The organism is Streptomyces sp. NPDC006739, from assembly GCF_042869815.1.
Classification (GTDB): Bacteria; Actinomycetota; Actinomycetes; order Streptomycetales; family Streptomycetaceae; genus Streptomyces.
In genome coordinates, this window is the sequence record NZ_JBIAGM010000003.1 from 488408 (window position 1) to 513667 (window position 25260).

Genomic DNA, 25260 nt, shown 5'->3' on the forward strand with positions numbered 1-25260 from the left:
GAGGCCTGATGCCCTCGGACGCCGTGCTGTACCAGGCGGCCGCGCTCTGCCTGACCTATCCCGACGACGACTTCCGCGCCCGGCTGCCGCTGCTTCGTGAAGCGGCGCCGCAACTGCGGGAGTTCGTCGACCACGCGGCACTCACCCGGCCCGAGGAGCTGGCCGCGCACTATGTGCGGGTCTTCGACACCGGGCGCCGGCACAGCCTGCATCTGAGCCGGTGGCACGACGGCGACACCGCCCGGCGCGGTGTGTCCCTGGTCCGTCTGGAGGGCGTCTACCGGGCGCACGGCCTGGAGTTCAGCGGCAAGGAGCTGCCGGACTTCCTGCCGGCGGTGCTGGAGTTCACCGCCCGCACCGGCGAGACGGGCCTGCTGACCGAGTACCGCGACGGCCTGGAGCGGCTGCGTTCCGGGCTGACCGACTTCGGCACGCCGTACGCCTCCGTCCTGGACGCGGTGTGCGCCACCGTGCCGACCGCACACACCGGAGTGCCCTGATGACCACCCTGCTGTGGGGCGCCCTGCCCTACGTCGTCGTCACCCTGCTGGTGGCGGGCCTCGTCTGGCGCTACCGCTACGACAGGTTCGGCCGGGCCCCGCGCTCCTCGCAGACGGGTGAGCCGAGGCTGCTGACCGTCGCCTCCCCCGTCTTCCACTACGGCGTCCTGTGCGTGCTCGCCGGACATCTGCTCGGCGTGTACGTGCCGATGTCATGGACGAACGCGGCCGGACTGCTGACGGTCGCCGGCCTCCTGGTGCTGATCCACCGCCGACGCACCAGGACGATGTACGCCGTCCTGCTCGCGGCCATCGTGCTGGGCATGGCGGCCAAGCTGGCCCATGTCGTCGGGGACGGCTACGACTACCGCGCCACGATCGCCCCGTGGGTCCGCAGCCTGTTCACCCTGCGGCCGAAGACGCGTCTGATGGCGGGCGCGCCGGTGCTGCACCAGGTGCACGCGGTGCTCGGCATGTCCCTGATCGCGTTCGTGCCGTACAGCCGGCTGGTGCGGATGTTCAGCGCGCCCGTGCAGTATCTGACCAGGCCGTACGTGGTGTACCGGGTGCGGGACCCGCAGCGGCCGGACCCGTGCCCGGACCGCCGGGGCTGGGAACGGCTGAGCGGCTGAACGGCTGAGCGGCTGGGCGGCTGGGCGGGCCCTATGCCGCGCCGCCCTTGGCGTCGGGCTCGTCGTCGACGATCTCGGCGTCGACCACGCCCTCCTCCTCGGCCGCGCCCGGTGCGCCGGCCGTGCTCCGCGCCCCGGCCTCGCCGGTCTCACCGCCGGAGGCCGCGGCGTACATGGCCTGGCCCATCCGCTGGCTGACGGTGGCGAGCTTCTCGGTTCCCGTGCGCAGGGCGGCCGTCTCGGCGTTGCGCTCCAGCAGGCCCTTGAGTTCGGTGACCGCCGTCTCGACCTCGGTGCGGGTCTCGGCGGGCACGCGTTCCCCGTTTTCCCGCAGGAACCGCTCGGTCTGGTAGACGAGTTGCTCGGCCTGGTTGCGGGTCTCGGCGGCCTCGCGGCGCTTGCGGTCCTCCTCCGCGTACTGCTCCGCCTCCCGCATCATCCGGTCGATGTCGTCCTTGGGGAGGGCGGATCCGCCGGTGACGGTCATCTTCTGTTCCCGGCCGGTCGCCAGGTCCTTGGCGGAGACGTGCATGATCCCGTTGGCGTCGATGTCGAAGGCCACCTCGATCTGCGGGACCCCGCGCGGGGCGGGCGGCAGACCGGTCAGGTCGAAGACCCCGAGCTTCTTGTTGTAGGCGGCGATCTCGCGTTCGCCCTGGTAGACCTGGATGCCGACGGAGGGCTGGTTGTCGTCGGCGGTGGTGAAGATCTCCGAACGCCGGGTCGGGATCGTGGTGTTGCGCTCGATCAGCTTGGTCATGATGCCGCCCTTGGTCTCGATGCCCAGGGACAGCGGGGTGACGTCGAGCAGGAGGACGTCCTTGACGTCGCCGCGCAGGACGCCCGCCTGGAGGGCCGCGCCGACCGCCACCACCTCGTCGGGGTTGACGCCCTTGTGCGGATCCTTGCCGGTGAGTTCCTTGACCAGGTCGGTGACCGCTGGCATCCGGGTCGAACCGCCCACCAGGATCACGTGGTCGATCGCGGACAGCTTCACGCCGGCGTCCTTGACCGCCTGATGGAAGGGCGTCCGGCAGCGGTCCAGCAGGTCGGCCGTCAGCTCCTGGAACTGGGCCCGGGTCAGCTTCTCCTCCAGGTGCAGCGGACCCTCGGCGGAGGCGGTGATGTAGGGCAGGTTGATGCTGGTCTCGGAGGAGGACGACAGCTCGATCTTGGCTTTCTCGGCGGCCTCGCGCAGCCGCTGCACCGCCATCTTGTCGCCCGTGAGGTCGATGCCGTACTGGCCCTTGAACCGCTTGGCCAGGTGCTCGACGATCCGCTGGTCCCAGTCGTCGCCGCCCAGGTGGGTGTCGCCGTTGGTGGCCTTCACCTCGATCACACCGTCGCCGATGTCCAGCAGGGACACGTCGAAGGTGCCGCCGCCCAGGTCGAAGACCAGGACGGTCTGCTCCTCGCCCCGGTCCAGGCCGTAGGCGAGGGCGGCGGCCGTCGGCTCGTTGATGATCCTGAGCACCTTCAGGCCGGCGATCTCGCCGGCCTCCTTGGTGGCCTGCCGCTGGGTGTCGTCGAAGTACGCGGGCACAGTGATCACCGCGTCCGTGACGTCCTCCCCGAGGTACGCCTCGGCGTCCCGCTTCAGTTTCTGCAACACCCGCGCCGACAGCTCCTGGGCCCGGAACCGGGTGCCGCCGACGGAACCCTGGTCCGGGAAGCGCCAGGCCGCGTCGCCCATGTGCCGCTTGACCGAGCGGGCGGTGCGGTCCACGTTGGTCACGGCCTGCCGCTTGGCGACCTCGCCGACCAGCACCTCGTCGTTCTTCGCGAAGGCCACGACCGACGGTGTGGTCCGCGCTCCCTCGGCATTGGCGACGACGGTGGGCTCACCGCCCTCCAGTACCGCCACGACCGAGTTCGTGGTCCCGAGATCGATACCGACCGCACGTCCCATCGCCGTCCCCTTCCGTCAGGGCACTGTCCCACTCCAGCACAAAACTTGAGTGGGCTCTTGTCAATGGGACGTGCGGCCGGCCGTCGTCCGGCTCAGGTGAGCTTGGCCGACAGGGTGATGGTCGTGCCGGCCAGGGCCTGGCTGACCGGGCAGTTCTTCTTGGCGTCCTCGGCCGCGGCGGCGAAGGCGTCGTCGTCCAGGCCGGGGACGGTGCCCTCGACGGTCAGGTGGATGCCGGTGATGCCCTCACCCGGCTGGAAGGTCACGTCCGCCGCGGTGACGAGCTTGGTGGGCGGGGTGCCCGCGCCGGCCAGGCCGTGCGAGAGGGCCATGGAGAAGCAGCTGGAGTGGGCGGCGGCGATCAGCTCCTCGGGGCTGGTCTTCCCGTTCGCCTGCTCGGCGCGCGAGGGCCACGACACCGGCTGCGCGCCGATGCCGGAGGAGTCGAAGGTGACGACGCCGTTGCCCTCCAGCAGATTGCCTTCCCAGACCGTGTGAGCGGTGCGCGTGGTAGCCACGGTTGTTCCTTTCGCGTCAGGGCCCGTTTCCGAGTTCCGTGACCTCCATCCGATCACATTCCGGCGCCCCGCACCCAGAGGACGGGTCAGCCTCGGCGCGCGGCGCGGCGAGCGGCACCCGCGGTCCCTCGGACTCGCGCAGCCAGCGCCGCAGCACCCGGTGCACCTGCTCGGCGCCGGTCAGGTCCGCCCCGTCGTCGGCGGGGCCGGACAGGGTGAGGGGCGAGAGCAGGAACGGGTGGGCCTGGGCGCCACCGAGGCCGCCGTGGGAACCGATCTGCTCCTCGAAGGCGAGGACCTCGCCGTCGGCCGGGTCGTGGAAGGAGTTGACCATGATGTCGGCGGTGTGCGGGAAGGAGTGCGTACGGCGGACGGCGTCGGCGGCACCGGGCCCGAACCCGGCCAGCGGGCCGGGCTCCTCGTCGAGCCGGTCCAGGGGGATCTCCGCGCCGTGCGCGCCGAGGACGACACCGCCGTGGCGTTCGCTGCGCACCAGCAGGAAGCCGATGCCGGGGTGGTTGGCGAGGGTGCCGAGCAGCGCGGGGTGGCGGGCGTCGATCTCCTCCTTCGACATGCGGTGGGGCACGTCCGGGAAGGAGACCAGGCCGAGGTTGCCGGAGGCCAGCACGACCGGCTCCGGGTGTCCGGCCGAGCGGTGCCGGCCGCCGCCCTCCTCGACGGGCCGGCCCAGGGCGGCGCGCACGGCGGCGCGGGCCTCGGCGCCGCTGCGGGTCCGCTCGGCCCGGCGTGGCACGGGCAGCCCGCAGCCGGCCCGGACGAGGTCGGCGAGGGTGAGGCCGTAGCGGGCGTGGAAAGTCTCGCCGGGGCTCTGGCCGTGGTCGGACAGGACGACGATCCGGTACGGGCGCGGGGCGTGTCCGGCGACGTTCTCGATCAGCGCGAGCGACCGGTCGAGGCGGTGCAGCACCTTCTCGGCGTCCCGGCTGCGCGGACCGGAGTGGTGGGCGACCTCGTCGTAGGCGACGAGGTCGGCGTAGACGGCGGTGCGGCCGGCCAGCATGTCGCCCATCACCGCGGCGACGACGACGTCCCGTTCGACCACGGTGGCGAAGGCCCGCACCAGGGGGTACAGCCCACCCCGCCTGACGCGCGGGCGCCGCTTGCGCAGCCGGGTCCGGGTGGACTGGCCGATCTCGCGGGCCACCTCGGCGGTGAAGGACAAGGCGGTGCGCACGGCGTTGGCCGGGTCGCAGAAGTAGGCGAAGTAGCCGGCCCGGGACCGGTTCTCCCGGCCGCGGCGGCGGGTGGCGATGGACAGGACGAGGGCCTGTTCGGCGGCGCCGCCGCTGAACAGGTTGCCGCGGCTGGCACCGTCCAGGGCGAGCAGACCGCCGTCGCCGGTGCGTTCGACGGCGCGGCGCTGGAGTTCGGCGGCGCTGGTGGGCCGGTTGCAGACCATGACCTCACCGCTGTCCTTCTCGTACCAGCGGAAGGCGGGGACGTCGAAGGTGCTGCCGTGCAGGATGCCGAGCTGACTGGCGCCGGTCTGACTGGACCAGTCGGTGCGCCAGGGGGTGAGCCGGTGGGTGGGGCGCTGCCCGACGCCGGCGGCCAGCCAGCGGCCGACGGTGGGCATGAGCCCCTTGGCGACGGCGCCGGTGAGCACGTCGTGGCCGACTCCGTCGAGCTGGACGAAGACCACGCCCGGGGTGGGCGGGCAGGGCGGGTGGGATCCGCGGCGGCGGTCGGCGAGCCGGTGGAGCCTGCGCCGGTAGGCCTCGTCGTCGCGTACGGCGAGGGCGCCGCCGGTGGCCGAGGCGACCGCGGACATCACCGCGGCGACGATGACGGCGGTCTCGGGCGCGGCCTCGCTCTGGCCGGAGGGGTCCACGCGCAGCGCGAGCAGCAGCAGCGAGCCGTTGAGGAAGAACACCAGCAGACCGACGACCAGGGCGGGCACCAGCAGCAACAGCCGTACGAGCAGGGGCCAGACGACGGCCGACAGGACCCCGAAGGCGCCCGCGCCGAGGGCGGCGGTGACGCCGATGCGGGTGGCGCTGGCGCCGTCGGAGGACTGCAGCCGGAAGTCGGGCAGCAGACCGGCGAGCACGAGCATGGTGAGCGTGGAGACCGCCCACACCGCGATGCTCCGACCGATCTGACCGGCGATCCGCCGCCACCGCCCGCCGCCCACGCCCCCCACACCTCACGTCCCGGCCCGTCGCCGGTGCGGGCCGGGTCCACCCTGTCACACGTCCGATCGGGGCCTTCGGCCCCCGGGGCGGTCGCGCCCAGTGGCTAACGGCCGTCGTATCCCGCCGTCGGCATGGACAGGCGCCGGTGCACCCGGGCCTTCATCTGGGCGTCGTACAGCGGCTCGGCACGGCCGACCGTCTCGACCCGCACCCCGCGCCGGGCGCACTCGGCGGTGAACTCCTCGACGGAGGACAGCGCGCTCTCCAGCACCCGCCGGCTCGGCGCGACGAACAGGTCGGTCCCGGGCCGCACCCCGTCCCAGAGCACACAGTGGTCGGCGCGCAGCCCGCGCACCAGCAGCTCCCGTACGACGACGTAGCCCCGCTCGGCGGCCCAGCGCCCGCACATCGCGTGCTGGCTGCGGGAGTCCACGAGGAAGGGATCGGCCTCCAGCTCCTCCAGCGGCGTCAGACTCGCGATCGCCGTTACCCGAACCGGTCCCATGGCGTCCCCCTCACCTCCGGGTTTCGCCGCCGACCCTACTCCTGCCCGTAGGCTTCGGGGAGTCACGCGAAGGAGGCAAAGAGGGTGCCGGTGGAGATCACCTGGTGGGGTCACGCCACCTGCACGGTCGAGGATTCGGGCATACGTGTGCTGACCGATCCCCTGTTCGCCCGCAGGCTCGCCCATCTGCGCCGTCGGCGGGGCGCCCCGCCCCCGCCCGAGGCCCGCCGCGCGGACCTGGTGCTCGTCTCCCATCTGCACGCCGACCATCTGCATCTGCCCTCGCTGGCGGCGCTCGCCCCGGGCACCCGCCTGCTCGTCCCCCGGGGCGCGTCCCGGGCGGTCGGGGGACTGCGCCGGCTGGCCCGGCTGCGCCGGCTGCGGATCGGCGAGGTGGTCCCCGGGGACCTGACTCAGGTCGGTGACCTCGTCGTTCGGGCGGTGTCCGCGCGGCACGACGGGCGGCGGCTGCCGGTCGGGCCGCACCGCTCGCCCGCGCTCGGGTACGTCGTCGAGGGCCGGGCACGGACCTACTTCGCCGGGGACACCGGTCTGTTCGAGGAGATGGCCGAGGAGGTCGGGCCGGTCGACGTGGCGTTGCTGCCGGTCGGCGGCTGGGGGCCCTTCCTCGGCGAGGGGCATCTGGACGCGGGGCGGGCGGCGCGGGCGCTGGCCCGGCTGGCGCCGCGCGGTGCGGTGCCGGTGCACTACGGCACGTACTGGCCGATCGGCATGGACGCCGTGCGCCCCCATGAATTCCACGCGCCGGGCGATGAGTTCGTGCGCCTTGCGGCGCAGTACGCGCCGGGCGTGCGGGTGCACAAGCTGGGGCACGGGCAGAGCGTGCGGCTGGGGGGCGTGAAGTGAGGTGGCTCGCGGTGGGCGCGACGCTGGTGCCGACCGAGTCCACCCAGCAGGCGGTCGGCTATCCGTCGCTGTTCCTGCTGGTGTTGTTCGGGGCGCTGGTCCCGGTGGTGCCGACGGGGGCGCTGGTGAGTTCGGCGGCCGTGGTCGCCTTCCACCGGACGGCGCCGTTCACGCTGGTGCTGCTGCTCGTCACCGCGTCGGTGGCGGCGTTCCTCGGGGACGCGGCGCTGTACTGGCTGGGGCGCCGGGGCATGAAGTCGGAGAACGGCTCCCGGTGGCTGGCGGCCATCCGGTCGCGGGCGCCCGAGGACCGGCTCGCGCAGGCCCAGGAGAAGCTCACCGAGCACGGGGTGGCGGTGCTCGTGCTGTCCCGGCTGGTGCCCGCCGGGCGGATACCGGTGATGCTGGCCTGTCTGATGGCGAAGTGGCCGATGCGTCGGTTCGCCCGCGGCAACCTGCCGGCCTGTGTGGCCTGGGCGGCGACGTACCAGCTGATCGGGATCCTGGGCGGGTCGCTGTTCAGCGAGCCGTGGGAGGGCGTGGTGGCGGCGATCGCGCTGACCGTGCTGGTCAGCGCGCTGCCCAGCCTCTGGCGCCGGATCCGCCGTACGACGACCGCCTAGGGTCTACCAGGGCCTGCCGCCGTCCTGCCCGCCGCCGGATTCCAGCACCCGTGATCCGCCCACCGGCAGGTCCCACAGGTCCTCCCTGGCCAGTCCCGCCTTCTCCCAGGCCGTGCGGACGCGGGTGAGCGGTTCCAGGACCGGCTCCGCCGACAGCACGAACGTGCCCCAGTGCATCGGCGCCATCCTCCGCGCGCCCAGGTCCTGGGCCGCCCGTACCGCCTCCTCCGGGTCGCAGTGGACGTCGCTGAGCCACCAGCGGGGGTCGTAGGCGCCGATGGGCAGGAGGGCGAGGTCGATGCCGGGGTAACGGGCGCCGATGCGGGAGAACCAGTGGCCGTAGCCCGTGTCGCCGGCGAAGTGCACGCGCCGGCCGTCGGGTGCCGTGAGGACCCAGCCGCCCCACAGGGAGCGGCAGGTGTCGGTGAGGGTGCGCTTGGACCAGTGGTGGGCGGGGACGAAGTCGAAGCGGACGCCGCGCAGTTCGGCCGCCTCCCACCAGTCCAGTTCGGTGACGGCGGTGAAGCGCCGGCGGCGGAACCAGGGGCCGAGGCCCGCCGGCACGAACACCGGGGTCTCGCGCGGGAGCCGGCGCAGGGTCGGGGCGTCCAGATGGTCGTAGTGGTTGTGGCTGATGACCACCGCGTCGACGGGCGGCAGGGCGTCCCAGGGGATGCCGACGGGCGTGATGCGGGCCGGGGTGCCGAGGATACGGCGGGACCAGACGGGGTCGGTGAGGACGGTCAGGCCGCCGATCCGCACGACCCAACTGGCGTGCCCGGCCCAGGAGACGGCGAGGGTGCGGGCGTCGACGCGGGGCAGCGGGCCGGGTTCGTAAGGGAGTCGGGGGATGTCCGCGAGGCCTTCCGGGCCCGGGCGTACGGCGCCCTCGCGGGCGAAGCGGGCGAGGGCCTTCAGGCCGGGCAGCGGGGCGGTGAGCCGGTCGTGGAAGGACCGCGGCCAGACCCGGTGTTCGGCCAGGGGGCGGGGGGCGGCGAGCGGGGGTGGCGCGGGGGTGGTGGCGACCGCGGTCGTCGGGACGGCGGGCCCGGACCGCTCTCCCTGCTCCCCCTGCTCCCCCCGTTCCCGGTGCTGCGTCTGTTCCGTCTGCTGCGTCATCGAGGGGGCTCCCGTCGCTGAGCGTCGTCGCGGAGATCGTCGAAGGCCGACCTCAAGGAGATCAACGCGCGTTGCACGTGTGGCAGTTCCAACGGCGAGGGTGAATCGAGGCATTCCATGCGTTCCTCGTCCGTGCCGCCCAGCAGCGGCCCCGTGGCGAGCCGCACCCTCAGCGCACCGAGGTCGTCGCCGAAGCGGTGGCCGCCGGGCGCGGGCATGCCGAGGCGGGCCGTGAGGAAGTCCTCCAGTTCCTGGGCGTCGCCGACGCCCCGGGCCTCCAGCGCGGAGCGCAGCGGGCCGAGGTCGGCGTACAGGTGGCGGCCGGCCTGCGGTGGGCGGGCCGGCGCGCCGGCCGCGACGACCGCGGCGTGCGCGGCGGCGGCCACGCGCGCGTGCAGGCGCACGGTGGCGGCGCGGCGTTCGGTGACCGGCTCGGGTTCGCCGAGCGCGTACCCGGCCACGGCGGCGACCGGGCCGGCGACGCGCGCGCCCAGGGCGGTGAGGATGTCGAGCACACGCGCGTGGAGTGCCCGGCCCGTCTCGTCCTCGGGGAAACGGGCGACGGCGGCCGGCCAGCCGGGCGGCAGCAGGGAGCCGGCCAGGTCGGTGACGACGGTGACCCGGTCGGGCAGCATCTCGGCGGGGCTGAGCAGCACGGTGTCGTGCGGGGCGTGCAGCGTGTCGCGCCAGGTCTCGTCGCTGACCAGGTGCAGTCCCTCGGCGGCGGCCGCCTCCAGGGTCTCGTGCAGCAGTTCGGGCGGAGCGACGGTGGCGGTGGGGTCGTCGGCCACGGAGAGCACCAGCAGGCGCGGTTCGCCGCCCTCGGCGCGGACCCGGCGGACGGTTTCCAGCAGGGCGTACGGGTCGGGGACGCCACCGCTCTCGGCCGGGGTGGGCACGTGGAAGACCGGCCTGCCCAGCAGCCGGGCGTACGGTGCCCACCAGGCGGCGCAGGGGCGGGGCACCAGGACGTCGCCGCCGAGCGCGGCGGTGAGCGCGAGCAGCAGCGAGGGGGCGCCGGGGCCGCAGGCCACGCCGGCGGGAGGGCAGGGCAGTCCGCGCCGCTCCCAGTAGCCGCAGGCGGCCTCCAGCAGGGCGGGTCCGCCTCCGACGGGCTGTTCCCGGGTGCGGTTCGCCGCCGCGGCGAGTACGGCGGAGAGTTCGGGCAGGACGGGGAGGCCGTCGTCGGGCAGGTGCGGCCCGTAGCGGACGGGACCATGGCCCTCGGGGTCCGTCCGCCGCATGTTCGCCTCCGCGCAGTCCGTGGTGCCCTGTGCTGTCCTCGTCCGGGCCGCTGGTACCCGGGGTCCGGCCGGTCCATGGCGGCCGGTGCGAGTCGCCCGCGTCACACTCCCGGCCGTGCCCCGTCTCAGCCCTCGGCGCCGGTCCTGCGGCCGAAGAGCCGGTACAGCGCGCCGGCGCAGGCCGCCGCCATCAGCACGCCGCCGGCGACCAGCGCTGGTACGGAGCCGGTGAAGGTGCCGCCCTCCCCCGCCTCCACGCCGCGCTGCACGGTGGGCGGCGCGCAGGAGGCGTCCCGCGAGTCGCGGCACTCCGGTGTCTCACCGGTACGCCCACCCTGGCCGCCTTGGCCGTCCTGGACACCCTGGTCGTTCCGGCCCTCCAGGCCGTCGTGACCCCCTTGCCCGTCCTGTCCACCCAGCCCCTCCAGCCCGCCCAGTCCGCCCGGGCCATCCATGCCACCCTGCCCAGCCGGGCCCTCTTGCACACCAGCACCCCCTTGCCCGCCTGGTCCCCCTTGATCACCTTGGCCCGGTTGCCCGCCTTGCCGACCTTGTCCGCCTTGCTCGCCACCGCCCACCGTTCCGGGCACGGCGCTCCCCTGCCGTCCCCCTCCCCCCGGAGCCGTGGCGGTGGTGCCGGGGCGGACGTCCGCGGGGGCCGCCGACGGTGTGGCTATGGCGAGGGCCGCACCGGCCAGGACGGCGACGGACAGGGCGTGAGCGGTGCGGCGCATGACGGGAGCTCCTCGGCGACAGGGAGTGGGGACAGCGGTCGTGCCTCCGTTGCCATCACAGCCCGCCCGGCCGGGCCCCGCGCGCCGCCGGACCCCATTAGCGGGACGCGAACGGCCGGGCGGGTGACCCGCGGGACGCACGGCCGACGGCACGGTCCCCGGCCCGCACAGGTTTTCCGCCCTCCCCGCAGGTGACTCGGACCCTGCTGACCGCATCGTCCGCCCCGCACTCCCCCGGGAGGTCCCTTCATGAGCACCAAGGTCTCCGACCACGTCCTGCAGCGACTGCGCGAATGGGGCGTGGAGCAGGTCTTCGGCTATCCGGGCGACGGCATCAACGGGCTGCTCGCCGCCTGGGGCCGGGCCGAGGACAAGCCCCGTTTCATCCAGTCCCGCCACGAGGAGATGTCCGCGTTCCAGGCGGTCGGATACGCCAAGTTCAGCGGGCGGCTCGGGGTGTGCGCGGCGACCAGCGGGCCGGGCGCGATCCACCTGCTCAACGGCCTGTACGACGCCAAGCTCGACCACGTACCGGTGCTGGCGATCGTCGGCCAGACGCACCGCACCGCGATGGGCGGCTCCTACCAGCAGGAAGTCGACCTGCACACGCTGTTCAAGGACGTCGCCTCGGAGTTCGTCGAGACGGTGACCGTGCCCGAGCAGCTGCCCAACGTGCTGGACCGGGCCATCCGCACCGCCTACGCCCGCCGCTGCCCGACCGCGGTCATCATCCCCGGTGACGTCCAGGAGCTGGACTACTCGGCGCCGACGCACGAGTTCAAGATGGTGCCCTCCAGCCTGGGCCTGAGCGAGTGGACGATGACCCCGGCCGACGAAGCGCTGCGCAGGGCGGCGGACGTCCTCAACGCCGGGGACAAGCCGGCGATCCTGATCGGCCAGGGTGCCGCGCACGCGGCGGCGGAGGTGGAGCGGATCGCCGAGCTGCTGGGCGCGGGCGTCGCCAAGGCGCTGCTGGGCAAGGACGCCCTCAGCGACGAGCTGCCGTACGTCACCGGCCCGATCGGTCTGCTGGGCAGCCGGCCCTCGTACGAGCTGATGCGGGACTGCGACACGCTGCTGACCATCGGCTCCTCCTTCCCGTACACCCAGTTCATGCCGGAGTTCGGCAAGGCGCGGGCCGTGCAGATCGACATCGACCCGCACATGGTCGGCATGCGCTACCCGTACGAGGTGAACCTCGTCGGTGACGCCAGGGCGACCCTGCAGAAGCTGATCCCCATGCTGGAGACCGATCGCGGCGGACGCGAGTGGTACGACACCGTGTGCGCGAACGTACGGCGCTGGCACGAGGTGATGGACCGGCGGGCGCGGCAGTCGGCCGACCCGATCAACCCCGAGTACGTGGCCGCCGCTCTGGACCCGCTGCTGCCCGACGACGTGATCCTCACCTCCGACTCCGGCTCGGTGGCCAACTGGTACGCGCGGCACATCACCATGCGGCCGGGCATGCGCGGCTCGCTGTCCGGGACGCTGGCGACGATGGGCGCCGGAGTCCCGTACGCCATCGGCGCGAAGTTCGCCCACCCCGACCGGCCGGTGATCGCACTGGTCGGGGACGGCGCGATGCAGATGAACGGGCTGGCCGAGGTGATCACGGCGGCGAAGTACCAGGACCGCTGGCAGGATCCGCGTCTGGTGTTCGCGGTGTGGAACAACCACGACCTGAACCAGGTGACCTGGGAGATGCGCGCGATGGAGGGCGCCCCGTCGTTCCTGCCCTCGCAGGAGATCCCGGACGTGCAGTACGCGGCCTTCGCCCGCACCCTCGGCCTGACCGGCATCCGGGTGGAGAAGCCGGGCGACGTGGAGGCGGGCTGGCGCGCGGCGCTGGAGGCGGACGGGCCCGTGGTGATCGAGTTCCTCACCGACCCCGCCGTACCGCCCATTCCGCCGCACGCCACCTGGGAGCAGATGGAGGCCACGGCCGCCTCGATCCTCAAGGGCGACGCCGACCGCGGCTCGATGATCAAGCAGGGTCTGAAGGCCAAGGTGCAGGAGTTCCTGCCGGGCCGGGAGAAGCAGTAGCGACGGACCGGATTCCGACCGGCGCGGTCCGTGTCGGGGTCCGGTCCTCGGGTACGCGGTGCGGACCCAAGAGGATCTGGAGGGAGACATGCAGCGAGGCAGCGACCGGCTGAGCGTCCACCGGGACGACGAGATGAAACACGAGCTGCAGGGCCTGCTGAGGTCCGGGCACCCGACGCGGACCGAGGAGTGGCACGACCCGGAACCCACCGCCGACGACGACCCCGAGCTGTGGGCGGGTTCGGTGGCCCCCGGCCAGTCCGGTGCGTCACTGGCGACCGTGCGGCTGGAACTGGGCAGGATCCTGGGGCGCGGCGCCTTCCCGGCCGGGCCGGCCGAGCTGGCGCGGGCGCTGCGCCGCCGCAACGCGCCGGGGGCGCTGGCCGACGCGGTGGCGCGGCTGCCGCACTCGGACCGGTACACCAACGCGCAGCAACTGGCGGAGGCGCTGGTGGGCGGCGAATGAGCCAGGGGCAGGCCGCCGGCACCGGCGCCACCGGCCGCGCAGTCGACGTCGGCGACGCCACCACCCGGTTCCTGCTGTACGGGCTGCTGCCGGGCTGGTTCCTGCCGGGGCTGGCGGACTGGGCGATGCACCGGCGCACCCGCATCGAGGAGACGGCGGGGACGAGGGAGTCCCTGATCCACTCGCTGATGATGGCCGAGGTGGGCGTCCCCATCGCGCTGACCCTGCGTTACGAGGTCAACCCGCTGCTGCTGAGCGTGCAGCTGGGCGCGGCGGCGGTGCACGAGGCGACCGCGCTGTGGGACGTCCGCACGGCCGTGCACAGCGACCGTGAGGTCAGGCCCGTCGAGCAGCACGTCCACAGCTTTCTGGAGTCGCTGCCGTTCGGCGGGCTGGCCTCGCTGATGTGTCTGCACGCCGACCAGGTGCGGTCGCTGCTGCGCGGCGGCCGCGGGGACCCGGACGCCTGGCGGCTCGTGCCGCGCCGGCGCCCGCTGTCGCCGGGTTATCTGGCGGGGATCGGTGTGGCCGTCGGCGCCTGTGTGCTGCTGCCGTACGGCGAGGAACTGCTGCGCTGCCGGCGCGCGGCCAAGGCAAGGAAGAGGCGCGCCCGGGGCGAGAGCCCGCAGCGGCGGGCCGGCGACGGAAAGAGGACATGATGCGTATCGCGTTTCTGACGGCGCCCGAGGGCGTCGAGCAGGTGGAGCTGACCGAGCCCTGGAAGGCCGCCCTGGACGCCGGGCACGAACCGGTGCTGGTGTCGACCGAGGCCGGGGAGATCCAGGCCTTCGACCATCTGGACAAGGCGGACACGTTCCCCGTCGACGAGGTGGTGGGCGAGGCCTCGGCCGGTTCGTTCACCGGGCTGGTGCTGCCGGGCGGTGTGGCCAATCCGGACTTCCTCCGGACGGACGAGAAGGCCGTCGCGTTCGTGAAGGACTTCTTCGAGCAGGGCCGGCCGGTCGCCGCGATCTGCCACGCGCCGTGGACGCTGGTGGAGGCGGACGTCGTACGGGGCCGGGTGCTGACCTCGTGGCCGAGTCTGCGCACCGACATCCGCAACGCGGGCGGCACCTGGGTGGACGAGCAGGTGAAAATCTGCGACCACGGGTCCAACACGCTGGTCACCAGCCGCAAGCCGGACGATCTGAAGGCGTTCTGCGACGCGTTCCTGCACGTCTTCTCCGAGGGGGCCGGCTGATGGGCACCCCGGCGAACCGCAAGCAGGAGCAGCGCGAGGAGTTCCGGGCCGGCGATCCGGCGGCCGGTCCGCTCACCACGGACCAGGGCGTCGAGGTCGACCACACGGACGACTCGCTGACCGTCGGCGAGCGCGGGCCGACGCTGATGGAGGACTTCCACTTCCGCGAGAAGCTCACCCACTTCGACCACGAGCGGATCCCGGAGCGGGTGGTGCACGCGCGGGGCGCGGGAGCGTACGGCTTCTTCGAACCGTACGAGTCCTGCGCGGAGTTCACCCGGGCGGCCTTCCTGGCGGACCCGTCGGTCCGTACTCCGGTGTTCGTGCGGTTCTCCACCGTGCAGGGTCCCAGGGGCTCGGCCGACACGGTGCGGGACGTGCGCGGTTTCGCCACCAAGTTCTATACGTCGGAGGGCAATTACGACCTGGTGGGGAACAACTTCCCGGTCTTCTTCATCCAGGACGGCATCAAGTTCCCCGACTTCGTGCACGCGGTGAAGCCGGAGCCGCACAACGACATCCCGACCGGCGCGTCCGCGCACGACACGCTGTGGGACTTCGTCTCGCTGCAGCCGGAGACGCTGCACGCGATCATGTGGCTGATGTCGGACCGGGCGATCCCGCGCAGTTACCGGATGATGCAGGGCTTCGGCGTGCACACGTTCCGGTTCGTGAACGCCGACGGGCGTGGCACGTTCGTGAAGTTCCACTGGAAGCCCAAGCTGGGTGTGCACTCGCTGGTGTGGGACGAGGCGCAGGAGTGCCAGGGCCGCGACCCGGACTTCAACCGGCGGGACCTGTGGAACGCTATCGAGGCGGGCGAGTTCCCGGAGTGGGAGCTGGGGGTCCAGCTGGTGCCGGAGGAGGACGAGTTCGCGTTCGACTTCGACCTGCTGGACGCCACGAAAATTATCCCGGAGGAACTGGTGCCGGTGCGGCCGATCGGCCGGATGGTGCTGGACCGCAACCCGGAGAATTTCTTCGCCGAGACCGAGCAGGTCGCCTTCCACACGGCCAACGTGGTGCCGGGCATCGACTTCACCAACGATCCGCTGCTGCAGGCCCGTAACTTCTCCTACCTGGACACCCAGCTGATCCGGCTGGGCGGGCCCAACTTCGCGCAGATCCCGGTGAACCGGCCGGTGGCGCCGGTGCGCACCAACCAGCGCGACGGCTACCACCAGAGCGCCATCCACCGGGGCACCAACTACTTCCCCAACTCGCTCGGCGGCGGCTGCCCGGCGCATGCCGGGGCAGGCGGCTCGGCGTACACGCACTATGCCGAGCGGGTGGACGGTGCGACGATCCGGCGGCGCAGCGAGAGCTTCAAGGACCACTACAGCCAGCCGGCGATGTTCTGGAACAGCATGTCCGACTGGGAGAAGCAGCACATCGTGGCGGCCTTCCGGTTCGAGCTGGGCAAGGTCGACGCGCGGGCGGTGCGGGCCCGGACGGTCGGTGAACTGGCCAAGGTGGACGGTGAGTTGGCGGAGCAGGTGGCACGTGGCATCGGAGTGCCCGCCCCGTCGGCGAACGGCGTGGAGCCGGGCAAGAAGGTCTCGCCGGCACTGAGCCTTCGGGCGCTGGGCGGTGACGGCTCGATCCGGACCCGGCAGATCGCGGTGCTGGTGGCCGACGGGGTGGCCGCCGAGGAGGTGACGTCGGTGCGCGAGGCGCTGGCCGCCGAGGGCGCGGTCGTGGAGGCGCTGGCGGCCGAGGACGGCACGGTGACGGGGGCCGACGGGGAACGGTACGCGGTCGACCGGGCGCTGCCGACGGTCGCGTCGGTGCTGTACGACGCGGTCCTGCTGCCCGGTGGCCCGACGGGCACCCCGGCGCTCGCCGCCGATCCGGACGTGGTGCGGTTCGTCCGCGACGCCTACCGGCACGGCAAGCCGGTCGGGGCGCTCGGTTCGGGCGTGGGGATCCTGTCGTCGCTGGAGCCCGCGGGACTGAGGCTGTCCGCGGAGTTCCACCACGTGGTCAGCGACCGGGGCGTGGTCACGGACACCGCGCCGGGCACGGCCGGTGCGGATTTCGTGCAGGCGTTCGTATCGGCGATCGCGGCCCACCGGCACTGGGACCGCCCGCCGACGCGCTGCTGAACCCGTCCCCGCGGGCCGGCCCCCGGACGTCCGGGGGCCGGCCCGCGCCGTTCGGGTCTCGGGTCGCCTGAGGGGCGGGACGGGCGTTCAGGTGCCGGACGGGCGTTTCAGGTGCCGGACGGGCGTTTCAGGTGCCGGACGGGCGTTTCAGGTGCCGGACGGGCCGGGGGTCGCCGCCTCGCCGCAGCCGCGCTCCCGGGCGCCCTCCCGAGTGCGGGCGGCGCTGACCAGACGGCGCGGATTGCGGCGCAGATACTCGCCCTCGAGCTGCGCCATGCGCTCGTTGTGGGCCCGCAGGGCGTCGTTCGAGCCGTACAGCAGAGTGTCGTGACGCGTGCGGTGGATGGTCTCCAGCTCCTTCATGAGCTGCTGGTCGTCCAGCCGGCTGGGGTCGACTCCGGTCATGGTGGTGCCCCGCTCGTCGTGGTTCATCCTCGCGTTCCTGAATCCACTGTACGAACATCCGCCCCGCCGGGCCTCCGCATGCGAGCGGTTAGCGCACCCGTTCGACCCGTCGTTCGTCCCACACCGGCTCCGGGGTCTCCCGGACCCGGCCGTCGGTGCCGAACACCAGGTAGCGGTCGAAGGAACGGGCGAACCAGCGGTCGTGGGTGACCGCCAGGACCGTCCCCTCGAAGGACTCCAGTCCCTCCTGGAGGGCCTCGGCGGACTCCAGGTCCAGGTTGTCGGTCGGCTCGTCGAGGAGCAGCGCGGTGACACCCTGGAGTTCCAGCAGGAGGATCTGGAAGCGGGCCTGCTGGCCGCCGGAGAGCCGGTCGAAGGTCTGCTCGGCCTGCTGGGTCAGCTCGTAGCGGCGCAGACGCGACATGGCCGGGCCCCGGTCCTGGGCGTGTTCCTTCCACAGGATGTCGAGGAGGGTGCGTCCCTCCAGCTCGGGGTGGGCGTGCGTCTGGGCGAAGTGACCGGGCACCACCCGCGCCCCCAGCTTCCACTCCCCCGTGTGCGCGACGTCGCCCCCGGCGAGCAGGCGCAGGAAGTGCGACTTGCCGGAGCCGTTGGAGCCGAGGACGGCGACCCGTTCGCCGTAGAAGACCTCCAGGTCGAACGGTTTCATCAGGCCGGTCAGCTCAAGGCCCTGGCAGGTGACGGCCCGCACGCCGGTGCGGCCGCCCTTCAGGCGCATGGTGATGTCCTGCTCGCGCGGCGGCTCGGGCGGCGGTCCCGCCTCCTCGAACTTGCGCAGCCGGGTCTGGGCGGCCTGGTAGCGGGAGGCCAGCTCGTGGCTGATGCTGGCGGCCTGCCGCAGGCTCAGCACCAGCTTCTTCAGCTGGGCGTGCTTCTCGTCCCAGCGCCGGCGCAACTCCTCGAAGCGGGCGAAGCGTTCCCGCCGGGCCTCGTGGTAGGTGGCGAAACCGCCGCCGTGCACCCAGGCGTCGGCGCCGGCCGGCGAGGGTTCCACCGAGACGATCTTCTCGGCGGCGCGGGCGAGGAGTTCACGGTCGTGGGAGACGAAGAGGACCGTCTTGCGGGTCTCCTTCAACCGCTCCTCCAGCCACCGCTTCCCGGGCACGTCGAGGTAGTTGTCCGGCTCGTCGAGCAGCAGCACCTCGTCGGTGCCGCGCAGCAGCGCCTCCAGCACCAGACGCTTCTGCTCGCCGCCGGACAGCGTGCGCACCTGCCGCCACTGGGCCTTCTCGTACGGCACCCCGAGCGCGGCCGTGGTGCACATGTCCCACAGGGTCTCGGCCTCGTAGCCGCGCGCCTCCGCCCAGTCGGCGAGGGCCTGCGCGTACGCCAGCTGCGCGGCCTCGTCGTCGACGGTCATGAGGGCGTGCTCGGCCTCGTCGACCGCCTTCGCCGCCTCCCGGATGCGGGGCGGCGCCACCGACACCAGCAGGTCCCGTACGGTCGTCTCGTCCCGTACGGACCCCACGAACTGGCGCATCACCCCGAGGCCGCCGGTGACGGTGACCGTGCCGCCGTGCGGTTTCAGCTCGCCGGAGATCAGCCGCAGCAGGGTCGTCTTGCCCGCGCCGTTGGGGCCGACCAGCGCGACGACGGCGCCTTCGCCGACCCGGAAGGAGACGTCCCCGAGCAGGGCCCTCCCGTCGGGGAGGTGGTACTCGAGATGCGCGGCTTCCAGGTGTCCCATGGGGAGCCATTCTCCGAGGTGCCGGCGGGCCGGGGCAAACCGTTATGGACGCGGGGCCGCGCGCCGCGGACGGGCAGCAGCCGCATCCGGGTGATCCTCCCGCGTCGGTGGACCGGCGGCACACACGAAACGGCGGCTTCAGGGTAAGCGGAACGCCATGAGCCCTGATGTCGATCTGACCGTCCTCAAGCCCGGCCGCGGCGCCCTGCGGGAACGGCTGCTCGCGCTCGACTCCCGGCTGTTCGAGTTCGCCGCCGAGCGGAACTGGCCGGGCGCGGAGCGGGTGCTGCCGCGGCTGAGCCGGAGCGCCAACCACGGCGTGCTGTGGTTCGCCACGGCGGCCGCGCTGGCGGCCAGCCGCACCCCCCGCGCCCGCCGGGCCGCCACCCGCGGCCTGGCCTCCCTCGGCCTGGCCTCGCTGACCATCAACACCCTCGGCAAGCGCTCGGTGCGCCGCCCCCGGCCGGTGCTGGACCCGGTGCCGCTGGTGCGGCAGCTGAAGCGGCAGCCGATCACCACGTCGTTCCCGTCCGGTCACGCGGCCTCGGCGGCCGCCTTCGCCACCGGCGTGGCACTGGAGTCCCCGCGGTGGGGCGCGGTCGTGGCGCCGGTGGCGTTCTCGGTGGCCATGTCCCGCGTCTACACGGGCGTCCACTTCCCGAGCGACGTGCTCGCCGGGGCCGCCCTGGGCGTCGGTGCCGCGTTCGCCGTACGGGGGCTGGTGCCGACCCGTGCCCAGGTCTCCACGCCCGCCCGGCCGCGCGACCACGACGCCCCGGCGCTGCCGGAGGGCGAGGGTCTCGTGGTCGTCGCCAACCAGGCCTCGGGGACCGCCGACCGGGTGCGGGTGCTGAGCGAGGCGCTGCCGGCGGCGGAGGTCGTCGAGTGCCCGCCCCAGGACGTGGCCGCCGAGCTGGAGAAGGCGGCGGCGCGGGCGCGGGTGCTGGGCGTGTGCGGGGGCGACGGGACCGTGAACGCGGCGGCGGCCGTCGCGCTGCGCTACGACCTGCCGCTGGCGGTGCTGCCCGGCGGCACCCTCAACCACTTCGCCTACGACCTCGGTGTGGAGGACGAACGCGCGCTGGCCCGGGCCGTCCGGCAGGGCGAGGCGGTCCGGGTGGACGCCGGCCGGTTCGTCGCCGGCGAGCGCGAGGGGATCTTCCTCAACACCCTCAGCCTGGGCGTCTACCCGGAGCTGGTGCGGGTGCGGGAGCGCTGGGCGCCCCGGATCGGCGGCTGGCCGGCCGGGGTCCTCGGGGCGCTGCGCGTCCTGCGCGCGGACCGGCATCCGCTGGAGGTCCGGTTCGGCGGCGCGGAACGTCCGCTGTGGCTGTTGTTCGTCGGCAACGGCGTCTACCGCCGGATGGGCCTCGCTCCCGGCCGCCGTACCGACCTGGCGGACGGACTGCTCGACGTGCGGGTGGTGCACGGCAGCGGCAAGCCGGCGCTGCGCCTGCTCGCCGCCGCGGCGGCGGGCCCGCTGACCCGCTCCCCCGCGCACGCGGCGGTCCAGGTCGGCCGGCTCCGGCTGACCGGTGTCACGCCGGGCACGCCCCTCGCGTACGACGGCGAGGTCACCGAGGTGGACGGCGACGTACTGGTGGAGAAGCTGCCCGAGGCACTGACGGTCTACCGTCCGCTGCCCTCCACCCCCTGACCGGCCGACGACCCCGCGGCCCCCGCTCGTACTGTCCACATAGTAAAACGCGGGTCTCATCATTCGGCATGCGCGCGTACCGTGAACCCACCGAGGACAAGGGGTTGAGCCATGCCGAAGCCGCAGGAGACCGCCGTCTACACGCACGGGCACCATGAGTCGGTGCTGCGTTCGCACACCTGGCGGACCGCCGCCAACTCCGCCGCGTACCTGCTCGGCTCGCTCAAGCCCCACATGCGGATCCTGGACATCGGCTGCGGCCCGGGGACCATCACCGCCGATCTGGCGGCCCTGGTCCCCGACGGCCGGGTCACCGGCGTCGACCACGCGCCGGACGTCCTGGACCGGGCCCGGGACACGGCCGCCGCACGCGGACTGGCCAACGTCGACTTCGCGGTCGCCGACGTGCACGCCCTGGACTACCCGGACGACACGTTCTGCGTGGTCCACGCCCACCAGGTGCTCCAGCACGTCGGCGACCCCGTGCGGGCCCTGCGCGAGATGCTCCGGGTCACCAGGCCCGGCGGGTTCATAGCGGTCCGCGACGCGGACTACGCGGCGATGACCTGGTACCCCGCCGTACCCGGTCTGGACGACTGGCTGGACCTGTACCGGCGGGTGGCCCGGGCCAACGGCGGCGAGCCGGACGCCGGCCGCCGGCTGAGGTCCTGGGCGTCGGCGGCCGGACTCACCGAGGTGACGGCCACCTCCAGCACCTGGACGTTCGCCACGCCCGAGGAGCGGGAGTGGTGGAGCGGCCTGTGGGCGGACCGCACCCTCGCCACCGCCTACGCCGAACGCGCCGTCCAGGGCGGCCACGCCGGCCCGGAGCGGCTGCGGGCCGTCTCCGAGGCCTGGCGGGAGTGGGGCCGACAGGAGGACGGCTGGTTCGCCGTACTGCACGGAGAAATTCTGTGCCGGAAACCGGCCTGATTCCCGGATTTCGGGAAACCCGGAATGCAGGAGGTTCAGACTATGGTTCCCATCCTGCTGGTACTGCTTCTGGCGCTCGTTCTCTTCGGCGCCGGGTTCGCGGTGAAGATTCTCTGGTGGATTGCACTGGCGGTCCTGGTGGTGTGGCTCCTGGGATTCCTGGTCCGTGGCACGAGCGCGGCAGGCGGCAGGGGCCGCTGGTACCGGTGGTGATTTCACCACCGGTACCCATTGAATTCACCGAATGGGTGGATTCACTCGCGGGGAAGCAGTGGTCCGAGCGGCCCGAGGTCCAGATTCAGGTCCTCGGGCCGCAGTCCGTAGCGGTCCCGCAGTTCGGCCATCCGGTCCTCCAGGAGCATCAGGGTGAGCCCGATCCGCTCCTCCTGCTCCTCGGTCAGCTCACCGGTGTCGAACCGGCGCACGGCCTGCCGCTCCATCAGCTGACGCAGCAGCTCCACCACGGTCAGCACCAGTTTGACCAGGTCGCGCTCGACGGTGTCGGGTTCGAGGTCGAGCCGGTTGCGCGGTGTCATACGGACTCCTCGGACGTCATGGGGACTCCTCGAAGGGGGAAGGGACCTGTGCGTTCACCGAGCTGATCAGGGCGTTCAGATCGATGCGGACCAGGTCGACGTCGGCGATCCGCAACGTGAGGTCCCCCGTGATGACGACGCCGCCGGCCAGCAGCCGGTCGAGCAGGTCGACCAGCGCGATCTCCCGGCGCTCCACGACGGTCACCGCTCCTCCCCGGTGAACGAGTAGGCGGCCCACGGCCCGGTGAGTTCCACGCGCATTCCCGGTGCGTCGTCCTTCGTACGGTCCACCAGTTCCACGAATTCCTCGGAGTCGCCACGGGGGACGAGATAGGCCGCGTTGAGCACATTCTGCCCGGCCGCCCCGGAAAGGGCGGAGTTCTGCGGAGCGTGCAGCCGGGAATCCTCCGCGTGCCCGGAAAGCTTCTCGTGCAGTGCCTGGGCGAATGCCTCGGCGCGCTGCCACTTCTCCTCGTGCGCGTGGCTTCGCTGCCGGCGCCGGCGCAGATAGTCCCGCCCGCTGGCGGGTTTCTCCTCGCCCTCGGTGGCGGGCTCGGCGGACTCGCCCTCGACGTAGACCTTCACGCCCCATTCGACGCGCCCCTCCAGCCGGTCGAGAACGCGCCGGAAGTCGTCCTCCCGTTCCTCCATCATGACCCGCACCCCGCTGTCGTCCCGGAAGACCGTGGCCAGCCGGAGCGGCAGCGGAGTGGTGACGGTGGTGAGGGCGTCGATCACGCCCTGGTGGGCGCGGGCGGTGGCGGCCAGCCAGTCCAGGTCCTCGAGCCGGGCGCGCAGGGCGTCCTGCGCGAACTCGGCCTCCGGGACGGTGCTGACGACCGCGACCAGGCCATGGTGGTTCAGCAGCGCCGGGGGCGCGCCCCCGATCCCCTTGAGCTGGGACTGCAGGGCCGCGCCGAAGGGCCGGCAGACGGCGTAGACGTACCGCAGTCCGGTCATGGTGCCTCCTTCCGCGCGCGCCCCGACTCCAGTTCCAGTTCCTCCAGGCGCGCCAGGCGCTCCCGCAGCTCCGCGTTCTCCCGGGCCAGCTCGTTCTTGCGGGCCCGGGAGGACAGCGCGGGATCGGTCTCCCACCAGTCGATACCCATCTCCTTGGCCTTGTCGACCGAGGCGACGATGAGCCGGAGCTTGATGGTGAGCAGTTCGATGTCGAGCAGGTTGATCCTGATGTCGCCGGCGATCACGACACCCTTGTCGAGCACGCGCTCCAGGATGTCGGCGAGGTTGGCCCCGCTGCCCTGTCCGTAGGGCTCGGGAAACCGGCCGGGCGTCGTCATCGACGGCCCCCGGAGCCGGCGTACTCGTCCTCTTCCGCCGGTTCGTCCTCGTCCTCGTACTCGCCTTCGTACTCGTCCTCTTCGCCTTCGGCCCTCTCGTTCGCCCCCTCGTCCTCGGGCTCGCCCTCGTCCTCGGGTTCCTCCTCGTCCTCGTACTCCTCCTCTTCGTCCTCGTCCTCGTCCTCGGCGCGCGGGGCGCCCTCTTCGTCCTCCTCGCCATAGGGCTCCTCGCCCTCGCCCTGTTCCTCTTCCTCTTCCTCCGCGAGCGCGTCCTCGTGGCTGCGGACCACCTCGCCGTCGCGGATCTCGCCGCGCCAGCTGTCCTCCGTCTCTCCCTTGAGGGTGATGAAGCGGGCGAAGTTCTTCAGGTCCAGGCGGGTCCGGCGGCCCTGGGCGCGCCAGATGTTGCCGGTCTTCTCGAACAGTCCGCTGGGGTAGTACTCGATGACCAGCAGGACGCGGGTGAGGTTCTCGGCGAGTTCGTGGAAGGAGACGACACCCTTCGTCGTGCCCTTGGCGCCCTCCGAGGTCCAGGAGATCCGGTCGTCCGGTATCTGCTCGGTGGTCTTCGCCTTCCAGCTGCGGTTGGACCAGAAGATCTTCGCCTGCCAGTCGCTGGTGGTGTCGTCGGAGCGGTTCGCGCTCTTGACGCCCTTGGCGAAGGTGCTGAAGTCCTGGTACTGGGTCCACTGGTCGTAGGCCGTGCGCAGCGGTACGCCGACGTCGATGTGTTCGATGATGACGGTCGGCTTCTTGCCCGCCGAGCGCTTGCGCTTGCTGCCGCCCCCGCCGAGGTTCTTGAAAGCGCCCATCACATTGTCCTTCACACGCGAGGCACCGAGTTCGAGCGCGGAACGCAGGGGTCCCTTGCCCTCGGCGAGCTTGCGGCCGCCGTCCAGGGCGAGCTTCGCGAAGCCGGGACTGTTGCCCTCGGCGATGTCGTTCAGCTTGGCGGTGGTCTCGCCGAGCTTGTGGCCGACACCGGCCAGCATGCGCTGGGCCTGGGCGGAGAGGTATTCCTGTGCCTCCGCCTTCAGCCGGTCGGCCGCCTCGCTGTGAGCGAGGTCGGTCAGCGGTCCGGCCTTGTCCTTCGCGGCGCCGGTGGCCCGGCCTGCCGCGGATCCGAGGGTCTCGGTCATCGTTCACCACCGCCCTTCGGGCGCCGGGGCCTGGCTGAGCCGGCCGCCGCCGTCTTCTTCGCGGCCGTCTTGCGGGCCGCCCCTTGTGTCCTCTTGGCCGCCGCCTTCTTGGCGGGAGCCTTCTTGGCCGGAGCCTTCTTGGCCACGGACTTCTTGGCCGGGGCCTTCTTCGCCGCCGGCTTGCGGGTCCGCTCCTCCTGCCGGCTCCTGCTCTCGTTCTCCTCGTCCTCCTCTGATTCCTCGGGCTCCTCGGGCTCCTCGTCCTCGTCGGATTCCTCGGGAGCCTCCTCGTCCTCGCCGCGGGGCTCCTCGTCCTCGTCGGCCTCGCCGCGGGGCTCCTCGTCGGAGCCCTCAGCATCCTCGGAGTCCTCGCCGGGAAGCACCCCGGCCAGCTGATCGCGCACCTGGGCGGTCCGGCCGTGCAGCCGGTCGGCGAGTGCGCCCATCTGCCGCTCGACCATGGCACCCGAGGCGGCCTTGCCGACTCCGCGCAGATCCTGTCGCAGCTGGTCGCCGATCTCCTTGAACTGCGGGTTGTCCCGCAGCTGCTGCCTGGCGAGGTCCGCCAGCGCCCCCGGGCCGAGGTTCATCCGCTTGCCGGCCACCAGCGAGCCGATCGCGAACGCCAATTTCATCTTCTTGGTGCGTCCCAGGAGATATCCGGCCCCTACCGCGAGGCCCAGTCCCACTCGGTTCATGAGTACGTCCCGTCGCCGTGTCCCGTGCCCCTGTTCAGGGCGGTCTCCAACCGGTCGAGGAGGTCGTCCTCCTGCCGGTCGAACTCGTCCTCGTCGATCTCGCCGGCCTCCAGCCGCTCCTCCAGCCGGGCGAGCTCGGCCCGGACCGTGGCGGGGTCGTAGTAGATGCGCTCCGCCTCGTTCAGAACCTGCTTGATGACCCAGCCGCTGCCGCGCACCGGGGCGAACGGCAGCAGCAGCACCTCCGAGATCAGACCCATC

At 72.7% G+C, this 25260-nt stretch carries 28 protein-coding genes; 12 read left to right on the forward strand and 16 right to left on the reverse strand.

Going from position 1 to position 25260, the window contains the following annotated elements:
• Positions 1–8: 8 nt before the first annotated feature.
• Together narJ and narI are read left to right on the forward strand one after the other, a co-directional pair.
• Positions 9–500 (forward strand): nitrate reductase molybdenum cofactor assembly chaperone, encoded by a 492-nt coding sequence (narJ, locus tag ACFYMM_RS09055; RefSeq protein WP_388385148.1) that lies wholly within the window; start codon positions 9–11, stop codon positions 498–500.
• Entirely contained in the window at positions 500–1132 is a 633-nt protein-coding gene (narI, locus tag ACFYMM_RS09060) for a respiratory nitrate reductase subunit gamma (RefSeq protein WP_388385149.1), read from the forward strand. The genes narJ and narI overlap by 1 nt, the downstream gene beginning before the upstream one ends.
• Positions 1133–1163: 31 nt before the next feature.
• On the opposite strand, the gene dnaK is transcribed toward narI, so the two are convergent.
• From dnaK to ACFYMM_RS09080, 4 genes are all read right to left on the reverse strand, one after another.
• Positions 1164–3041 (reverse strand): molecular chaperone DnaK, encoded by a 1878-nt coding sequence (gene dnaK / locus ACFYMM_RS09065; protein WP_388385150.1) that lies wholly within the window; start codon positions 3039–3041, stop codon positions 1164–1166.
• A gap of 92 nt (positions 3042–3133) precedes the next feature.
• Complete coding sequence (locus tag ACFYMM_RS09070) at positions 3134–3559, reverse strand: OsmC family peroxiredoxin (RefSeq protein ID WP_388385151.1); 426 nt, start codon at positions 3557–3559, stop codon at positions 3134–3136.
• Between the two features lie 16 nt (positions 3560–3575).
• Complete coding sequence (locus ACFYMM_RS09075; protein ID WP_388385152.1) at positions 3576–5714, reverse strand: phage holin family protein; 2139 nt, start codon at positions 5712–5714, stop codon at positions 3576–3578.
• Positions 5715–5818: 104 nt separating this feature from the next.
• A complete protein-coding gene (locus tag ACFYMM_RS09080) occupies positions 5819–6220 on the reverse strand; it encodes a hypothetical protein (protein WP_388385153.1) in 402 nt (133 codons plus the stop codon).
• A gap of 84 nt (positions 6221–6304) precedes the next feature.
• Here ACFYMM_RS09080 and ACFYMM_RS09085 point away from each other — a divergent pair, with 84 nt between their 5' ends.
• Both ACFYMM_RS09085 and ACFYMM_RS09090 read left to right on the forward strand, forming a co-directional pair.
• Positions 6305–7087 (forward strand): MBL fold metallo-hydrolase, encoded by a 783-nt coding sequence (locus tag ACFYMM_RS09085; RefSeq protein ID WP_388385154.1) that lies wholly within the window; start codon positions 6305–6307, stop codon positions 7085–7087.
• A gap of 11 nt (positions 7088–7098) precedes the next feature.
• Complete coding sequence (locus ACFYMM_RS09090; protein ID WP_388385155.1) at positions 7099–7710, forward strand: DedA family protein; 612 nt, start codon at positions 7099–7101, stop codon at positions 7708–7710.
• Between the two features lie 3 nt (positions 7711–7713).
• Here ACFYMM_RS09090 and ACFYMM_RS09095 read toward each other — a convergent pair whose 3' ends face one another.
• The 3 genes from ACFYMM_RS09095 to ACFYMM_RS09105 form a co-directional block, all read right to left on the reverse strand.
• On the reverse strand, positions 7714–8829 hold the full coding sequence (locus tag ACFYMM_RS09095; protein ID WP_388385156.1) for an MBL fold metallo-hydrolase: 1116 nt from the start codon (positions 8827–8829) through the stop codon (positions 7714–7716).
• A complete protein-coding gene (locus ACFYMM_RS09100; protein ID WP_388385157.1) occupies positions 8826–10073 on the reverse strand; it encodes an aminotransferase class I/II-fold pyridoxal phosphate-dependent enzyme in 1248 nt (415 codons plus the stop codon). Before ACFYMM_RS09100 ends, ACFYMM_RS09095 begins: the two co-directional genes overlap by 4 nt.
• A gap of 125 nt (positions 10074–10198) precedes the next feature.
• Positions 10199–10528, reverse strand: coding sequence for a hypothetical protein (locus ACFYMM_RS09105; RefSeq protein WP_388385158.1), 330 nt, complete (start codon positions 10526–10528; stop codon positions 10199–10201).
• Between the two features lie 528 nt (positions 10529–11056).
• On the opposite strand from ACFYMM_RS09105, the gene ACFYMM_RS09110 reads away from it, so the two are divergent.
• The 5 genes from ACFYMM_RS09110 (at position 11057) to ACFYMM_RS09130 (ending at position 16625) form a co-directional block, all read left to right on the forward strand.
• Positions 11057–12853 carry a thiamine pyrophosphate-requiring protein gene (locus ACFYMM_RS09110; protein ID WP_388385159.1) on the forward strand — a complete coding sequence of 599 codons (1797 nt, stop codon included), beginning with the start codon at positions 11057–11059 and terminating at the stop codon, positions 12851–12853.
• An 88-nt stretch (positions 12854–12941) separates the two neighbouring features.
• Positions 12942–13319, forward strand: a complete 378-nt coding sequence (locus ACFYMM_RS09115; RefSeq protein ID WP_388385160.1) for a DUF2795 domain-containing protein — start codon at positions 12942–12944, stop codon at positions 13317–13319.
• On the forward strand, positions 13316–13978 hold the full coding sequence (locus ACFYMM_RS09120; RefSeq protein ID WP_388385161.1) for a diguanylate cyclase: 663 nt from the start codon (positions 13316–13318) through the stop codon (positions 13976–13978). The genes ACFYMM_RS09115 and ACFYMM_RS09120 overlap by 4 nt, the downstream gene beginning before the upstream one ends.
• A complete protein-coding gene (locus ACFYMM_RS09125) occupies positions 13978–14520 on the forward strand; it encodes a type 1 glutamine amidotransferase domain-containing protein (RefSeq protein ID WP_388385302.1) in 543 nt (180 codons plus the stop codon). Before ACFYMM_RS09120 ends, ACFYMM_RS09125 begins: the two co-directional genes overlap by 1 nt.
• A complete protein-coding gene (locus tag ACFYMM_RS09130; protein ID WP_388385162.1) occupies positions 14520–16625 on the forward strand; it encodes a catalase in 2106 nt (701 codons plus the stop codon). The genes ACFYMM_RS09125 and ACFYMM_RS09130 overlap by 1 nt, the downstream gene beginning before the upstream one ends.
• A gap of 147 nt (positions 16626–16772) precedes the next feature.
• Here ACFYMM_RS09130 and ACFYMM_RS09135 read toward each other — a convergent pair whose 3' ends face one another.
• A complete protein-coding gene (locus ACFYMM_RS09135; RefSeq protein WP_388385163.1) occupies positions 16773–17057 on the reverse strand; it encodes a DUF6158 family protein in 285 nt (94 codons plus the stop codon).
• 61 nt (positions 17058–17118) lie between these two features.
• On the reverse strand, positions 17119–18738 hold the full coding sequence (locus ACFYMM_RS09140; protein WP_388385164.1) for an ABC-F family ATP-binding cassette domain-containing protein: 1620 nt from the start codon (positions 18736–18738) through the stop codon (positions 17119–17121).
• 157 nt (positions 18739–18895) lie between these two features.
• Here ACFYMM_RS09140 and ACFYMM_RS09145 point away from each other — a divergent pair, with 157 nt between their 5' ends.
• From ACFYMM_RS09145 to ACFYMM_RS09155, 3 genes are all read left to right on the forward strand, one after another.
• Positions 18896–20395 carry a bifunctional phosphatase PAP2/diacylglycerol kinase family protein gene (locus tag ACFYMM_RS09145; RefSeq protein ID WP_388385165.1) on the forward strand — a complete coding sequence of 500 codons (1500 nt, stop codon included), beginning with the start codon at positions 18896–18898 and terminating at the stop codon, positions 20393–20395.
• A 111-nt stretch (positions 20396–20506) separates the two neighbouring features.
• Complete coding sequence (locus ACFYMM_RS09150) at positions 20507–21328, forward strand: class I SAM-dependent methyltransferase (protein WP_388385166.1); 822 nt, start codon at positions 20507–20509, stop codon at positions 21326–21328.
• Positions 21329–21370: 42 nt separating this feature from the next.
• Positions 21371–21541, forward strand: a complete 171-nt coding sequence (locus tag ACFYMM_RS09155) for a hydrophobic protein (RefSeq protein ID WP_388385167.1) — start codon at positions 21371–21373, stop codon at positions 21539–21541.
• Between the two features lie 41 nt (positions 21542–21582).
• Here the strand turns inward: ACFYMM_RS09155 and ACFYMM_RS09160 are convergent, their stop codons facing one another.
• The 7 genes from ACFYMM_RS09160 to ACFYMM_RS09190 are packed head-to-tail and all read right to left on the reverse strand — an operon-like array spanning position 21583 to position 25259.
• Entirely contained in the window at positions 21583–21864 is a 282-nt protein-coding gene (locus ACFYMM_RS09160; RefSeq protein ID WP_388385168.1) for a gas vesicle protein K, read from the reverse strand.
• A 16-nt stretch (positions 21865–21880) separates the two neighbouring features.
• A complete protein-coding gene (locus ACFYMM_RS09165) occupies positions 21881–22069 on the reverse strand; it encodes a gas vesicle protein (RefSeq protein WP_388385169.1) in 189 nt (62 codons plus the stop codon).
• Positions 22066–22824: a GvpL/GvpF family gas vesicle protein gene (locus ACFYMM_RS09170; RefSeq protein WP_388385170.1), complete on the reverse strand. Its 759-nt coding sequence runs from the start codon at positions 22822–22824 to the stop codon at positions 22066–22068. The genes ACFYMM_RS09165 and ACFYMM_RS09170 overlap by 4 nt, the downstream gene beginning before the upstream one ends.
• A complete protein-coding gene (locus ACFYMM_RS09175; protein WP_388385171.1) occupies positions 22821–23162 on the reverse strand; it encodes a gas vesicle protein in 342 nt (113 codons plus the stop codon). The genes ACFYMM_RS09170 and ACFYMM_RS09175 overlap by 4 nt, the downstream gene beginning before the upstream one ends.
• Positions 23159–24301, reverse strand: a complete 1143-nt coding sequence (locus ACFYMM_RS09180; RefSeq protein ID WP_388385172.1) for an SRPBCC family protein — start codon at positions 24299–24301, stop codon at positions 23159–23161. Before ACFYMM_RS09180 ends, ACFYMM_RS09175 begins: the two co-directional genes overlap by 4 nt.
• Positions 24298–24999, reverse strand: coding sequence for a DNA primase (locus ACFYMM_RS09185; protein WP_388385173.1), 702 nt, complete (start codon positions 24997–24999; stop codon positions 24298–24300). The genes ACFYMM_RS09180 and ACFYMM_RS09185 overlap by 4 nt, the downstream gene beginning before the upstream one ends.
• Entirely contained in the window at positions 24996–25259 is a 264-nt protein-coding gene (locus tag ACFYMM_RS09190; RefSeq protein WP_388385174.1) for a gas vesicle protein GvpG, read from the reverse strand. Before ACFYMM_RS09190 ends, ACFYMM_RS09185 begins: the two co-directional genes overlap by 4 nt.
• Position 25260 lies beyond the last annotated feature (1 nt).

Excerpts from the sequence above, each read along its gene's own strand:
- narJ (WP_388385148.1), top strand. The coding sequence starts at position 9 with ATGCCCTCGGACGCCGTGCTGTACCAGGCGGCCGCGCTCTGCCTGACC.
- narI (WP_388385149.1), top strand. The coding sequence starts at position 500 with ATGACCACCCTGCTGTGGGGCGCCCTGCCCTACGTCGTCGTCACCCTG.
- dnaK (WP_388385150.1), bottom strand. The coding sequence starts at position 3,041 with ATGGGACGTGCGGTCGGTATCGATCTCGGGACCACGAACTCGGTCGTG.
- ACFYMM_RS09080 (WP_388385153.1), bottom strand. The coding sequence starts at position 6,220 with ATGGGACCGGTTCGGGTAACGGCGATCGCGAGTCTGACGCCGCTGGAG.
- ACFYMM_RS09095 (WP_388385156.1), bottom strand. The coding sequence starts at position 8,829 with ATGACGCAGCAGACGGAACAGACGCAGCACCGGGAACGGGGGGAGCAG.
- ACFYMM_RS09100 (WP_388385157.1), bottom strand. The coding sequence starts at position 10,073 with ATGCGGCGGACGGACCCCGAGGGCCATGGTCCCGTCCGCTACGGGCCG.
- ACFYMM_RS09105 (WP_388385158.1), bottom strand. The coding sequence starts at position 10,528 with ATGGATGGCCCGGGCGGACTGGGCGGGCTGGAGGGGCTGGGTGGACAG.
- ACFYMM_RS09110 (WP_388385159.1), top strand. The coding sequence starts at position 11,057 with ATGAGCACCAAGGTCTCCGACCACGTCCTGCAGCGACTGCGCGAATGG.
- ACFYMM_RS09115 (WP_388385160.1), top strand. The coding sequence starts at position 12,942 with ATGCAGCGAGGCAGCGACCGGCTGAGCGTCCACCGGGACGACGAGATG.
- ACFYMM_RS09120 (WP_388385161.1), top strand. The coding sequence starts at position 13,316 with ATGAGCCAGGGGCAGGCCGCCGGCACCGGCGCCACCGGCCGCGCAGTC.
- ACFYMM_RS09125 (WP_388385302.1), top strand. The coding sequence starts at position 13,978 with ATGCGTATCGCGTTTCTGACGGCGCCCGAGGGCGTCGAGCAGGTGGAG.
- ACFYMM_RS09130 (WP_388385162.1), top strand. The coding sequence starts at position 14,520 with ATGGGCACCCCGGCGAACCGCAAGCAGGAGCAGCGCGAGGAGTTCCGG.
- ACFYMM_RS09135 (WP_388385163.1), bottom strand. The coding sequence starts at position 17,057 with ATGAACCACGACGAGCGGGGCACCACCATGACCGGAGTCGACCCCAGC.
- ACFYMM_RS09140 (WP_388385164.1), bottom strand. The coding sequence starts at position 18,738 with ATGGGACACCTGGAAGCCGCGCATCTCGAGTACCACCTCCCCGACGGG.
- ACFYMM_RS09145 (WP_388385165.1), top strand. The coding sequence starts at position 18,896 with ATGAGCCCTGATGTCGATCTGACCGTCCTCAAGCCCGGCCGCGGCGCC.
- ACFYMM_RS09150 (WP_388385166.1), top strand. The coding sequence starts at position 20,507 with ATGCCGAAGCCGCAGGAGACCGCCGTCTACACGCACGGGCACCATGAG.
- ACFYMM_RS09155 (WP_388385167.1), top strand. The coding sequence starts at position 21,371 with ATGGTTCCCATCCTGCTGGTACTGCTTCTGGCGCTCGTTCTCTTCGGC.
- ACFYMM_RS09160 (WP_388385168.1), bottom strand. The coding sequence starts at position 21,864 with ATGACACCGCGCAACCGGCTCGACCTCGAACCCGACACCGTCGAGCGC.
- ACFYMM_RS09170 (WP_388385170.1), bottom strand. The coding sequence starts at position 22,824 with ATGACCGGACTGCGGTACGTCTACGCCGTCTGCCGGCCCTTCGGCGCG.
- ACFYMM_RS09175 (WP_388385171.1), bottom strand. The coding sequence starts at position 23,162 with ATGACGACGCCCGGCCGGTTTCCCGAGCCCTACGGACAGGGCAGCGGG.
- ACFYMM_RS09180 (WP_388385172.1), bottom strand. The coding sequence starts at position 24,301 with ATGACCGAGACCCTCGGATCCGCGGCAGGCCGGGCCACCGGCGCCGCG.
- ACFYMM_RS09185 (WP_388385173.1), bottom strand. The coding sequence starts at position 24,999 with ATGAACCGAGTGGGACTGGGCCTCGCGGTAGGGGCCGGATATCTCCTG.
- ACFYMM_RS09190 (WP_388385174.1), bottom strand. The coding sequence starts at position 25,259 with ATGGGTCTGATCTCGGAGGTGCTGCTGCTGCCGTTCGCCCCGGTGCGC.